The sequence below is a fragment of the Pseudoroseomonas cervicalis ATCC 49957 genome (genome assembly GCF_000164635.1).
GTDB lineage: Bacteria > Pseudomonadota > Alphaproteobacteria > Acetobacterales > Acetobacteraceae > Pseudoroseomonas > Pseudoroseomonas cervicalis.
Genome location: NZ_GG770777.1, coordinates 1,641,340 through 1,651,786, shown reverse-complemented (window position 1 = coordinate 1,651,786; position 10,447 = coordinate 1,641,340). Strand labels below are relative to the sequence as shown.

The window sequence follows — 10,447 nt, the reverse complement described above, 5'->3', positions numbered from 1 at the left end:
GCACCAGCCTCAGCTCCATCCAGTGCCAGGCCGGCCAGGGCGGCACCGCCGGCAACAACCTGGTGCAGTCCGCCTCGGCCGGGGCGGGCGGCACCTCCGGCTCGGGCGGGCAGTGGGGGCGCGGCGGCATCCAGGGCGGCTTCGCGTACTCGCCCTCCGCCGGGTCGGTGCTGGGCGGCGCCGGCGGCGGCGCCTTCATGGGCGGCAGTCCTGCGCCGAACCTCAACGCCCCGGGGGTCGCCGGCCAGGGGCCCGGCGGCGGCGGCAATGGCGGCACGGCTGGCAATGCCGGTGGTGACGGCGCGGCAGGCCTGATCTGGCTGCTCTGGCTGTAGGGAGCGCGCCATGCTGGAGCTCGTCCCGCCGGACGCGATCCTGCGCGCCCGCATTGCCCCCGACGCTATGCTGCGCGTGCCGGAATACCCGATCGGTTCCACCGTCGGTGTCTGGTTCGAGCTGATCGATCAGATCACCGAAGCGCGGATCGATGCCATCGGCATCGCTGCCATTTTTCGGCGGCCTGAGCTGAGCGACTACGAGCACCAGGAAGAGCCTGCCGAGATCGAGCGGCGCGCTGCTGGGCTCTGGCGCGTGAGTGCTCGGCTGATGATGCCTGGGCCATGGCTGTTCTGGGCCATGTCGCTCGGGCCGCAGCCGGTCACGGCCACCCAGGTCGTCCGTTGCGTCTACGGAGATGTCAAATGAGCGGTACAGTGCCCGGCACCTCCATCCCGTGGAGCGGCGTGAATGCCGCGGGCGCCGCCGCCGGTGCCAGCGCGGCCGAGGTGGTGACGCGCCTCGTCGCACCTGGTGTCGCGATCGAGGCCGTCGAGCCGCTGCGCGATGCTGCTGTGGCGGCGGCGGAGGCGGCCAGCGAGAATCGGGCGGCGGCGGAAGCGGCGGCGGAAACTGCCGGCGCAGCGCAGCAGGGAGCGGTAGGGGCTGCGACAGCCGCGGTCAATGCATCTACGGCGGCGGACACTGCGCGCCTCACGGCTGAGGCCGCTGCTGCTGCTGCGATGCTCAACCAGGGCATGTTTCCCACCGTCTCGGCCGGCCTCTCGGCGACGGCGGATGGCGGCTATTTCACGGTCCCCGGCACCGGCTCGATCTATGCCACGCTCTACCGTAAGGAGAGCGGCGTTGCCGTCCTGATCGGCAATTACTACAGCCGGGAGGGCATTGATGCCGCCGTAGCCGCTGAGGCCGCAGCGCGCGCCGGCGTGATCCAGCAGACGCCCGCCGTCAGCGTCAGCGGGATCGATGTCTCCCTGATGGGTCTGGATCAGTTTGGCCGAGCTGCGCCCTTCCAGGCCACCGATGGGCGGCTGATCCAGCCCAATGCATCTGGTACTTTTGAGCGCGTTCCGCTGCGTTCCGAGGTGGAGGATCTTGCTGCGGACGCCGCGACGGGAGCGGCAGAAGATGCGGTTGGCGATGAAGCTGCGGCCCGCGAGGCAGTGATCGCACAGATCACCGACGTTGTGGTCGGCGGCGTCACGACCTACATCGGGGCGCTGGATTCGGAGGGCAAATTTGCGCCCCTCATGGACGCGGCGGCTCGTCATGTCCAGGCGCTCGCCAGCGGTGAATTTGAGCGAGTCCCGACGCGCGCAGAGGTCGCTGAGATCGCCGCGACCGTCGTGCCGACACCGCCCGCCGAGCCGACGCCGACCTACGCCTACAATGACGCTGCGTTCTCCTACGTCCCCACGGCCCGCACCCACCTGCACATCCTCCTGCAGATGGGGCAGAGCAACAGCAACGGGACGAATGGCACCACCGAAGCGCTGGTCGCGGCGACGCCGCTCTATGCCAGCGATGCTCTGATGTTGGAGGGTGGGGTCCGGCAGCAGGGCACGGTGCGCACGTCCTTCGTGCCGCTGGCCGAGACCACCACGTCCACACAGCGGGAAACGGCGGCGTCTGGCATCATCAACCACCTCATCGCCAAGCTCGACGCGGACGGCCTGGCTCGCCAGAAATTCTGCGCCATCAACTTCGGCGCTGGTGGCCGGGAGATCGCGGAGCTGGGTCGCGGGTGGCTGATCTATCAGCGCTTCCTGAGCACCCTGGCCAACACGGTTGCTCTGGCCAAGGCGCAAGGCTGGGTACCGATCGTGCGCTACTGCGACTGGATGCAGGGCGAGGCGGATATGTCGCGCGGCACGCAGATGGGTGACTATGCGGCCCGCGTGATGACGCTGCAGCGCTGGCTGTCCGAGGATGTGCGCGCGATCACCGGTCAGCGCGAAGAAGTTGTGATGATCATTACTCCCATCGCGAACACCAGCGATAACCCGATCCGCACGACGACCTTCGATCACCGCATCTGGGAGGCTTACCGCTTGCTGCGGACGCATCCCTATGTGCGCTTTGCGCCGCCGATCTACCCGCTGCCCTACTGCGACAATATTCATTTGAGCTGTGTCGGGCAGAACCGCCGTGGAATCGGCGTCTCTCGCGTGATCTACGAAGAGTTCTTCCGCTACGGCTGGCGGGATTTCTACCCCGAGCGCATCCGCTGGACCGGCGCCACAACGATCCAGGCTGACTTCACCGTCCCCGAGGGCGGCAATCTGGTCATGGATACCTCGGGTTCCGTCGTGTCCACAACGGGCCTGCCTGGCTATCTCGGCTTCCGCTTCGCGGATGGCTCTGGATCTCCTCCGACCATCACCGGCCACACGATCAGCGGCCGAAGCCTCACCCTCACGCTATCCGCACTGCCGGCCGGCTACGGCAGCTGCATCCTTGCCTATGCCAGCCAGCGCAACGCCGACAACGTGACGGATCAGGATGGCCCGCTGATTGGTGCTCGCGGTTGCCTTCGTGGCTCGACATCTCGCACGAGCCTGTACGATGGCGCGGCCAATTACATCTGGTGCCCGCACTTCATCCACGAGATCGGGAGGCCCTAACTATGACATTGGCGCTCAAAACCACTGCGGTGTTTACCAACGTAAATCTGCCGGTGGTCATCGTCAGCCCGGAAGAAGCCGCCGTCGCGGCGATCGCCGGGCTGAACGTCTGGCTCGAAGGGCGCGCGTCCGACATCGACCTGAGCTCGGGCATCTTCACTGGCTGGCGTTCTCGTGTTGGCGGGCTGCGCTGGGTGCCGGCGCTGGCGCAGGCTCCTCTGGTGCTCAGCGCAGGCTCGCGCAGGTTTCTGCGTTTTGGCTACGGCGGCGGCGGATTGGCCGCGAACGCGAATGGCGTCCTGCGTGAGCAGGACGACAGCAATGTGCTGTCCGCGTCGGGCTATACGATTGGCATCGTCGCCCGCGGCCCGGTGCCCGCCGAGGCGGCGGCCACCGGTGCATGGGTCGGCAACCAGGTCAGCGACCGCTTCTTCGCGGGTCTCTCCAGCACCGCGAGTATTCAGGTTTTCCACGCATCGGCCACCGGCGGCGCGCTGATCACCTACGGCACTGAGCCGCGGCCGAATGACGGCGTGTGGCACTACTACGTGTTGAGCTACGATTTCGCCGGCAAGGTCATGCGCCTCCGCAAAAACGGGCAGCAGATATTCGAGCGCACGTCTGTCGGCTCGGAGATCTCCACGGCAACGGGGGGGCTCCGCATGGTGCTGGGCGGCAGCGCCGAGACCTTCTCCGCCTCTCGCCTCACTGGAGATCTCGCAGGTGTCCTGCATGTCTCCGGCCGCGCGCTGCATCTGTTGGCCAACGCCGCTGATCTGACCGCGCTGGAAACCTACCTCGCTCAAATCCGCACTCAGCTGAGCGCCTGAAGGAGATACCATGCCTATCGGCTTTGAGTATCATGAGGTCGACCTCGCCTCGCCGGCATCGCAATGGGCGGCCGTGACGCCGAGCGACACCGTCGATCTCGCCACCCCGTGCCGCGCGCTCTATGTCGGCGTTGGCGGCGATGTCGCGGTCCGGTCGGCGTCGGGGCAGACCGAGACGTTCCGGAATGTCGGGTCCGGCCAGCACCTCCTGCTGCGCGCGGCGCGCGTCATGGCCACCGGCACCACGGCGTCGGGCCTGGTGGCGCTGTGGTGAGGCGGCGATGCTAGGCCTCTCCCTCGGGCTGAGCGGGTCGCCTGGCCTGCCCAGAGCAGCGGCCGAACAGCTGCTGATCGCACCGGGCAGCCTGACGAACCTCGCGTTTGCCCGCGCCAGTGGCGGCGGGCGGTTCACGACCGGCGGCGCTCTGCAGGCGGTCGGCGTGAATGTTCCGCGCTTCAGCGGCCCGGCGCAGCGGCTTCTGGTCGAGCCGCTACGCGACAACCAGCTCCGCAATCCCCGCGGTGAGGGAGCGGCCCCTGGTGTTTTCCCGACTTATTGGCAACTGGCCGGCTCGCAGAACGGCGTGATCCGCAGTTGCCTGGGGGCCGGCACCATGCTCGGTCTCTCTTCGACGCTCATACGCTTCGCGGGCACGGCAACATCGACGGCAAACTACACTGCGACTTTCGAGGTGCCAGCCGACAGCTTGGTTAACGCGCGCAGCACATACTCGCTATCGGCTTTTATGCGACTATCTGCTGGTTCTCTTTCAGGTTTTTCTGACTTTAATTTGCGTTTCGTTTGTTATGACGCCAACAATTCAGTGGCGAGTATTCATTCAACCAGTATAATTTCTTTGCTTTCGGACGCGGCACAGCGTTTTGTCTGTATAGGCACTACCACATCTGTGGCGACCTACGCCCGCGTCGGCCTGCAGCCTGTGGTTGCCACTGGCGGGGTGGTTGATGCGACGATCGAGGTTTGCGCGCCGCAATTCGAGCTGGGAGGCAGTGCCACCAGCCCGGTCCTGCCGCCGGTCGGCACGCTGGCGCAGAGTAGCCGGGCTCAGGATCTGGTCACCGGCAGCATGGCAGCGCTGTTCCCGGATCGCCGCGGCACGCTGCTGCTGGTCGCGACACTACCGGCGGCGCTGCCCGGCCCGGCACCACTCCTCACCGCCCGCCGCAGCGCAGGCGCTGGGCTGTTCTCGGCCTATCTGGCGGCCGACGGCTCCGGCATCCGCCTGGCGACGCGGGACGGTTCGGGCCTGGATGACGTAGCTGTCCCTGGCGCTTGGTCGGCTGGGGGAGAATTGCGGCTGGGGGTGACGTTCGACGAAGCACGGGGCCTGCTCCAGGCCGTGGCAGGTGGCGCCGCGACTTCGCTCTCTCCTAGGACAGCCGCTGCCCAGGGTGAGCTGCATGTCGGCAGGACCATGCTGGCGCCGGGCGGCGATGACGCGCCCGGGATTATCGAGGTGGCCAAGCTTCTGGCGACCCGGAGAGTCATGGCCGGCGCGGAGATGAACGCGCGCCTGGCCGCCTTGTAGGAGGGGAGGCATGTGGACAGAGCCGATTTACCTGCGGTTCGCCGACTTGGCGGATTGGGACGCGGCCCGCTCTGACGCGCCGCCTGGTGCCGCCATCAGCGTGGTCGGGCCAATCTTCGAGCGGGGTGAGCAGGTCGGCACAGACGAAAGCGGCGAGCCGGTCTTCGCGGGTCGGGCCCTGCCGGGCTGGCACGTCAATCTGCGGCTTCCGGCCGGCGCGGAGCTGCCGCAGGCCTGGACTGCTGCCGTGATCACCCCCAAGGCACCACGGAGGGTATGGGCATGACGCCGCGCACGATCGAGGCCAAGCCATGTTGGCTGGCCCATGCCTGATTCCCAAGGCGCCGAAGGCGTGAAGGCGATCAGCCAAAGATCCGCGATGACAGTGGGGCAACTGGTCATTGGGCTTTTTGGGATCATCCCTGTGCTGGGTACCTGCTGGGCGGTCTGGTCGAGCATCAGCACCAGCTATGCCCAGGCGATCCAGCTGCAGGAGCGGCAGTCACAGACGCTGCTGCAGCTGAGCGCGCAGCTGGCTGAGCAGCGGCAAATGACCCAGGGCTACGTGTCCCAGGCTGGCGAGATGCGGAGCCTGATCGTCGAGCTGCGCACCCAGACTGCGGTCCTGCAGCGCGACAGTGACCGGCAGCGGGAGGACACCGACAGGCGGTTCGAAGCGACCCGGCAGTCCATCCAGCAGCTGCGCGACCTGATTGCCCGCATGGCCCTGCAGCCGCGCGGGCAGTCCGATTCTCCGCCGATCGCCGACACGGTGCCGCTGCCCGGCAGCGACACCGGCCTGATCTGGCGGCCCGTCCTGCGGCTGCCGCTGGACTGAGCCCGCGCCCGGCCGGCTGCCGGGCACCACCACAACCGAATCGGAGGCCAGTCGTGGACTGGATCACCCCGCTGTTGCCGGTGCTCCTGGAGCACCTGGTGCTGCCGGCGCTGCTCGCGCTCGGCGCCTACCTCGTCACCCTGCTGCCCGGCCCGCTGCGCCAGCGGCTGGAGAGCGCCACTCATGCCGAGGATATGCAGCTGCTGCTGGGCGCCTTGACGCGCGCCGCACTGGCCTCGCTGCCCGACCTCGCCGGTGGCCGCATCACTGCGGCCGAGGCGGCGCGGCGCGCGGCCGAGTATGCCCGGGACAACCTGCCCGACACCCTCGCCAAGCTCCGGCCGCCGCCGGAGACGTTGCAGGCCATGGCCCGGGCCGCCGTCACGCAGGCGCTGAAGCCGGGGGAGGGCGCCAAGCGATGACCTGGCTCGTCCAGCTGATGGCCTTGCTGGCCGGGCGGCGGGAGGCCCTCGCGGAGCCGCTCGCACCGCCGCCGGCGCAGGCCGCGCGGCCGGGCCTGGATTCGCCCGGCATCCCGGTTCTCGTGGCCGGGGAAGCCCCGGCCGCGCCATCCCCACTGGCGGAGTATTTCGGATGACGCCCAAGGAATTCGTGCAGCAGGTCATCACCCCCGGCGCGGCCTGGGCGGAGCAGGTGGCCGGCCTGAACAGCAGCATCGCGGCGCGTCGGATGCTGCTGGCCATCGCCATCCAGGAGAGCGACCTGGTGCACCGCTACCAGATGCTGCCCGGCGGCGCCCCGGGCCCGGCGCGGAGCTGGTGGCAGGGTGAACAGACGGGCGGCATGATCCGGGTGGTCACCGCCTCGGCCGTCTCGCAGTCCATCCGCAGCCGCGGCGTGGCGCTGTGCCAGGCCGCCTGTGTGCGCCCGGAGGCGGCCGCCATCTGGCGCGCGATCGAAGGGCACGACCTCCTGGCCTATGGCCTGGCGCGGTTGCTGCTGCTCTCCGATCCCCAGGCCATCCCCGAGACCGAGCCGGGCGCCTGGGCCTGCTACGCCGACCGGCTGTGGCGGCCCGGCAAGCCGCACCGGGAGCGCTGGATCACAAGCTGGGCGGCGGCGCTGCGGGAGTATCCGCTGGGGTAGGCGCCGCTTGACGATCCGGAGTTGACTGTTACCCGCGACTTCAAGGCGCGGGGGCAAGGCTGTTCCAGCAGCCGAGCCGCGCGGGATTGGGCCCCGCGCACGGATAAACCGCCCCGCTGCAGGCGCGCTTGCTACGCTAGGCCGCTGCGCCACTATCCATGAGGGTGAGGATGATGAAGCCTCCGCCGGCAGGGCTCCTTCTTCTGAAGGAGAATGGCGGACAGCATGCCGATCAGACTGCTTGGCGCAAAAGGCCATTGCAGCATAAGATGATTTTGCAGAAGTGGGTCGTTCCCCGGATCTGAAAAAAGGCTCAGCACAATAGAGGGCACTTCTCTCTGGTCGAGCACCTGCGCTAGAGCGTCGGCACGCCTGTACCAAAGGAAGCTGTTGTACACAGCAGCGTCAATGTGCATCGACCCCGCAATTTCAATTGCCTCATCAAGAGTAGCGACGGGGCCGACAACCAAGGCTCCCGCCTCTTCCAGCACGTCAGCGGCATAGCTCGCGAGGAAGAAGCAATCCTCTGCCAGCAGGATCCGCCGACGGAACAACGCCGCATGAATCACGCTCATGATGATCCTCCGCGCTTTTCCTCACGGGAACATTATACCGATCTCGCAAGGAAACATAAACTGGAGGTTGATCGTCAAGGGCTAAATTCCGTGCGCTGTCTCTGCCATCACACCTTTTTTGCGGCCATCTGCTTTTCGATGTTGGCCCGTCGGCCGGTGGTCTCATCGACCAGCATTCGCTCAATCTGCTCATCGGTCGGGTGCTTGAAGCGGAGGTCGACACCATCGAGCCACTCGGTCAGATGATATCCTGTTTTCTCGAAGCTCTCGGGCGTCATGTGCAGCCCCTTAGCCCCGATATACCGACCATAAACGGCGAATGTATTAAGCGACGGCCTTCCAAGATAATAAGAGACTGATTTCTTGACATCATCCTGCGACGAAACGCCAATCAAAATACCTCTATCTCGATAAGATCCAGTGATTATTTTGTGGTCCCGGTCTCGGTAGTCGCGACCGAGGGTAACTTCATAGTATTTTTGCATGATAGGCTGCATTTCGAGCCAGTGATGGCGAAACAGGCCGAAGCCCCAATGATGGGCCAGCCGGCGAAGTTCCAGGCGCTTCTTGGCCTGTTCGGCAGCAGGCGCCTTCAGACTCCCGTATGCAGCGAAGTACCCGACTTTTCGCGGTTCTCGATAGAGCTCAAAGAAAAAATCCATAAGCCTCAAATAATATGGCGACAACACCATATCATCTTCAAAGAAGTATACGGCTTCCGCCTTGATTTCGTTAAAAAAGTAAGACTCGGCTTCAAAGAAGTTTTGAGCAACGCCTACGTTGTATCCCTTATAATGGACTATCCCATTGGGGAAAATGACTCGAAAAATTTCCAAGCAGCGATCGATGTCGGCCTGGTCTGCTGATCTTCTGCCAGATATCGGGTTTACGGCGCCGTCTTGGAAAAGATGGACGGGCCCGTGGCTGCCATCATCCTGCGCGGCCAAAGAGATCAGAACCTGCCTCAGGTAGTCGGGGCGGTTGAACGACATGACGGCAATAGGGGGTTTCTGAACCATAGTTCTCGCCAACAGGGTGGGGAAGAGAAGCTGCACCACCACACGCGCACCAGCAAGCAGATGGCATGGCACAGCACAGGCTTATGAAATTGTGCCGCAGGAAAAAAGGCTGCCTGCCGAAGCGCTTCAGAAGGCGCTTGCCCTCATGATTTCTTCGATCCTGGTGGTGTAGCGCGGCGATAGTCGCGTCTGCCGCGTGCCCCAGCTGCGCAAGATTCCTGAAGAGGCCGGCCGGAGTGTGCCGTGGCCGAAGCGCTCGTTGATGGCGTCCATAGCCGCCATCGCCCGCGCCGAGGCTACCGGGTCCCGGCTGACGATGGCCACGGCGCCCGGGCGCGGCTCGGCTGCGGCGTCGGCGATCAGCACATCCCCCGGCAGGATGCCCCGCTCAATCAGGCTCTCGCCCAGGACGCGCACGGGGTAGCGATGGGGGCGGCGCAGATCCAGCACCTGCGCCAGGTCGATCGGCCCCTCGAGGCTGTCGCCGGCGGGGGAGACAAAGCCTGTGGTCTCGGCCCCGGTATAGTCCGGCGGCTCCGAATCGGTCGGCCTGGGGCTCATGCCAGGCCGGCCCGGGCCCCCTGCAGGGCCTCGCGCGCCGCGCGCAGCGCCTGCAGCGCGCTGGTGGCATGCCGGCGCCCGGCTTCGTCCTCGGCCTCGATCTCGTCCATCATCTCGGCCGCAGCCTCGATGCCGGCGGCAATCTCTCCCTGCATCTCCTCCAGGCTGTCCCGGACCTCGATTCGGCGCTCTTCCTCGGCGCCCTCGAGCCAGGCTTTGACCATACCCTCGACCTCTCGCCGCATTCGGTCGGGCGGGGAGGGCTTACTGGCCAGCTCGGCCAAGCGCTGCAGGGCCTTTCGGCTCTTGATCGGCGCGCCGGCGGCGGGCTTGGCGGACGGTCGGGGGGCTTTGCGGGCCATCGCTGGGCGTTCTCCATAGGCTGCGCCGGGGGGGGGGTGCGCAGCCTTAGGCTAGAAGAAGAACGGAGAGAGAACAAGAGCGGTGGGGTGGCTTGGTCACAGGCTTTCGCGGTTTCCGGGTAGGGAAACCGTCCTACCTATCCCGGGCCGGTGGGGTGTCTGGCTTCCGGAAGCCGGGCGCTGAAAGTTCACGAAATTCCCAAATTCCTAATCTGGGGGCCGTGGGTTCGAATCCCGCCGGGGACACCACCTCGCCCGCAGCTGGCCTCAGGGCGTGATCGCGGAGGCCCCGGCGGCCGCGATCTCCTCCTCGCTCATGCCGCGCCGCCAGTGCGAGAAGGCGACGCACTGCCCGGCGGACAGGCCGGCCTCGCGCAGCAGGTGGTGGCGCAGGTCACGGAAGGCGGCGTATTCGGCGCCGATCCAGCAGAAGATCTCCGCCCGGTCCTGCGGCAGCGTCAGCCCGCGCGTCGCCTCCAGCAGCAGGCGGGTGCCGCCCGGCGCGGCGGCACCGCGGTGCAGCCAGCGGATCTCGACGCCCGGCGGATGCCGGAGCGCCTGCTCCTCCGCCGGCCCCGCCACCTCGATCAGCGCCACGCCGCGCGCGGTGGCGGGCATGCCCTCCAGGATGCGGGCGATGCCGGGCAGGCCGGTCTCGTCGCCGGCCAGCAGCGACCAGGCGGC

At 66.7% G+C, this 10,447-nt stretch carries 15 protein-coding genes and 1 pseudogene; 11 read left to right on the top strand and 5 right to left on the bottom strand.

Translation table 11 applies throughout. The features are described from left to right. The 11 genes and pseudogenes from HMPREF0731_RS07130 to HMPREF0731_RS07080 form a co-directional block, all read left to right on the top strand. Positions 1-335: pseudogene (locus HMPREF0731_RS07130) on the top strand (hypothetical protein); the annotation flags it as partial. A gap of 10 nt (positions 336-345) precedes the next feature. Then, a complete protein-coding gene (locus tag HMPREF0731_RS07125; protein ID WP_007003387.1) occupies positions 346-705 on the top strand; it encodes a hypothetical protein in 360 nt (119 codons plus the stop codon). Continuing rightward, a complete protein-coding gene (locus HMPREF0731_RS07120) occupies positions 702-2,921 on the top strand; it encodes a sialate O-acetylesterase (protein WP_007003386.1) in 2,220 nt (739 codons plus the stop codon). The genes HMPREF0731_RS07125 and HMPREF0731_RS07120 overlap by 4 nt, the downstream gene beginning before the upstream one ends. 2 nt (positions 2,922-2,923) lie before the next feature. After that, the gene (locus tag HMPREF0731_RS07115; protein WP_007003385.1) at positions 2,924-3,751 is read left to right on the top strand and encodes a LamG-like jellyroll fold domain-containing protein; all 828 of its coding nucleotides are present in this window, start codon (positions 2,924-2,926) and stop codon (positions 3,749-3,751) included. A gap of 10 nt (positions 3,752-3,761) precedes the next feature. After that, on the top strand, positions 3,762-4,025 hold the full coding sequence (locus HMPREF0731_RS07110; RefSeq protein WP_007003384.1) for a spike base protein, RCAP_Rcc01079 family: 264 nt from the start codon (positions 3,762-3,764) through the stop codon (positions 4,023-4,025). Between the two features lie 7 nt (positions 4,026-4,032). Then, the gene (locus tag HMPREF0731_RS24115) at positions 4,033-5,301 is read left to right on the top strand and encodes a phage head spike fiber domain-containing protein (RefSeq protein WP_157135949.1); all 1,269 of its coding nucleotides are present in this window, start codon (positions 4,033-4,035) and stop codon (positions 5,299-5,301) included. Between the two features lie 10 nt (positions 5,302-5,311). After that, entirely contained in the window at positions 5,312-5,587 is a 276-nt protein-coding gene (locus HMPREF0731_RS07100) for a hypothetical protein (protein WP_007003382.1), read from the top strand. Positions 5,588-5,626: 39 nt separating this feature from the next. Further along, positions 5,627-6,139: a hypothetical protein gene (locus HMPREF0731_RS07095; RefSeq protein ID WP_157135948.1), complete on the top strand. Its 513-nt coding sequence runs from the start codon at positions 5,627-5,629 to the stop codon at positions 6,137-6,139. 53 nt (positions 6,140-6,192) lie between these two features. Then, positions 6,193-6,561, top strand: a complete 369-nt coding sequence (locus HMPREF0731_RS07090; protein WP_007003380.1) for a hypothetical protein — start codon at positions 6,193-6,195, stop codon at positions 6,559-6,561. Then, positions 6,558-6,737 (top strand): hypothetical protein, encoded by a 180-nt coding sequence (locus HMPREF0731_RS07085; protein WP_007003379.1) that lies wholly within the window; start codon positions 6,558-6,560, stop codon positions 6,735-6,737. The genes HMPREF0731_RS07090 and HMPREF0731_RS07085 overlap by 4 nt, the downstream gene beginning before the upstream one ends. Beyond that, positions 6,734-7,246, top strand: coding sequence for a hypothetical protein (locus tag HMPREF0731_RS07080; RefSeq protein ID WP_007003378.1), 513 nt, complete (start codon positions 6,734-6,736; stop codon positions 7,244-7,246). Before HMPREF0731_RS07085 ends, HMPREF0731_RS07080 begins: the two co-directional genes overlap by 4 nt. Before the next feature lie 152 nt (positions 7,247-7,398). On the opposite strand, the gene HMPREF0731_RS07075 is transcribed toward HMPREF0731_RS07080, so the two are convergent. The 5 genes from HMPREF0731_RS07075 to HMPREF0731_RS07060 form a co-directional block, all read right to left on the bottom strand. Beyond that, complete coding sequence (locus HMPREF0731_RS07075) at positions 7,399-7,821, bottom strand: response regulator (protein WP_007003377.1); 423 nt, start codon at positions 7,819-7,821, stop codon at positions 7,399-7,401. Positions 7,822-7,928: 107 nt separating this feature from the next. Then, entirely contained in the window at positions 7,929-8,813 is an 885-nt protein-coding gene (locus tag HMPREF0731_RS24110; RefSeq protein WP_169312260.1) for a glycosyltransferase family 2 protein, read from the bottom strand. Positions 8,814-8,966: 153 nt separating this feature from the next. Continuing rightward, positions 8,967-9,401, bottom strand: coding sequence for a DUF4113 domain-containing protein (locus HMPREF0731_RS26100; RefSeq protein WP_007003375.1), 435 nt, complete (start codon positions 9,399-9,401; stop codon positions 8,967-8,969). Then, positions 9,398-9,763, bottom strand: coding sequence for a hypothetical protein (locus HMPREF0731_RS07065; RefSeq protein WP_007003374.1), 366 nt, complete (start codon positions 9,761-9,763; stop codon positions 9,398-9,400). The genes HMPREF0731_RS26100 and HMPREF0731_RS07065 overlap by 4 nt, the downstream gene beginning before the upstream one ends. A gap of 267 nt (positions 9,764-10,030) precedes the next feature. Next, positions 10,031-10,447, bottom strand: a 417-nt coding sequence (locus tag HMPREF0731_RS07060; RefSeq protein WP_007003373.1) for a siderophore-interacting protein, incomplete at its 5' end; no start/stop codon positions are given.

Excerpts from the sequence above, each read along its gene's own strand:
- HMPREF0731_RS07125 (WP_007003387.1), top strand. The coding sequence starts at position 346 with ATGCTGGAGCTCGTCCCGCCGGACGCGATCCTGCGCGCCCGCATTGCC.
- HMPREF0731_RS07120 (WP_007003386.1), top strand. The coding sequence starts at position 702 with ATGAGCGGTACAGTGCCCGGCACCTCCATCCCGTGGAGCGGCGTGAAT.
- HMPREF0731_RS07115 (WP_007003385.1), top strand. The coding sequence starts at position 2,924 with ATGACATTGGCGCTCAAAACCACTGCGGTGTTTACCAACGTAAATCTG.
- HMPREF0731_RS07110 (WP_007003384.1), top strand. The coding sequence starts at position 3,762 with ATGCCTATCGGCTTTGAGTATCATGAGGTCGACCTCGCCTCGCCGGCA.
- HMPREF0731_RS24115 (WP_157135949.1), top strand. The coding sequence starts at position 4,033 with ATGCTAGGCCTCTCCCTCGGGCTGAGCGGGTCGCCTGGCCTGCCCAGA.
- HMPREF0731_RS07100 (WP_007003382.1), top strand. The coding sequence starts at position 5,312 with ATGTGGACAGAGCCGATTTACCTGCGGTTCGCCGACTTGGCGGATTGG.
- HMPREF0731_RS07095 (WP_157135948.1), top strand. The coding sequence starts at position 5,627 with ATGCCTGATTCCCAAGGCGCCGAAGGCGTGAAGGCGATCAGCCAAAGA.
- HMPREF0731_RS07085 (WP_007003379.1), top strand. The coding sequence starts at position 6,558 with ATGACCTGGCTCGTCCAGCTGATGGCCTTGCTGGCCGGGCGGCGGGAG.
- HMPREF0731_RS07080 (WP_007003378.1), top strand. The coding sequence starts at position 6,734 with ATGACGCCCAAGGAATTCGTGCAGCAGGTCATCACCCCCGGCGCGGCC.
- HMPREF0731_RS07075 (WP_007003377.1), bottom strand. The coding sequence starts at position 7,821 with ATGAGCGTGATTCATGCGGCGTTGTTCCGTCGGCGGATCCTGCTGGCA.
- HMPREF0731_RS24110 (WP_169312260.1), bottom strand. The coding sequence starts at position 8,813 with ATGTCGTTCAACCGCCCCGACTACCTGAGGCAGGTTCTGATCTCTTTG.
- HMPREF0731_RS26100 (WP_007003375.1), bottom strand. The coding sequence starts at position 9,401 with ATGAGCCCCAGGCCGACCGATTCGGAGCCGCCGGACTATACCGGGGCC.
- HMPREF0731_RS07065 (WP_007003374.1), bottom strand. The coding sequence starts at position 9,763 with ATGGCCCGCAAAGCCCCCCGACCGTCCGCCAAGCCCGCCGCCGGCGCG.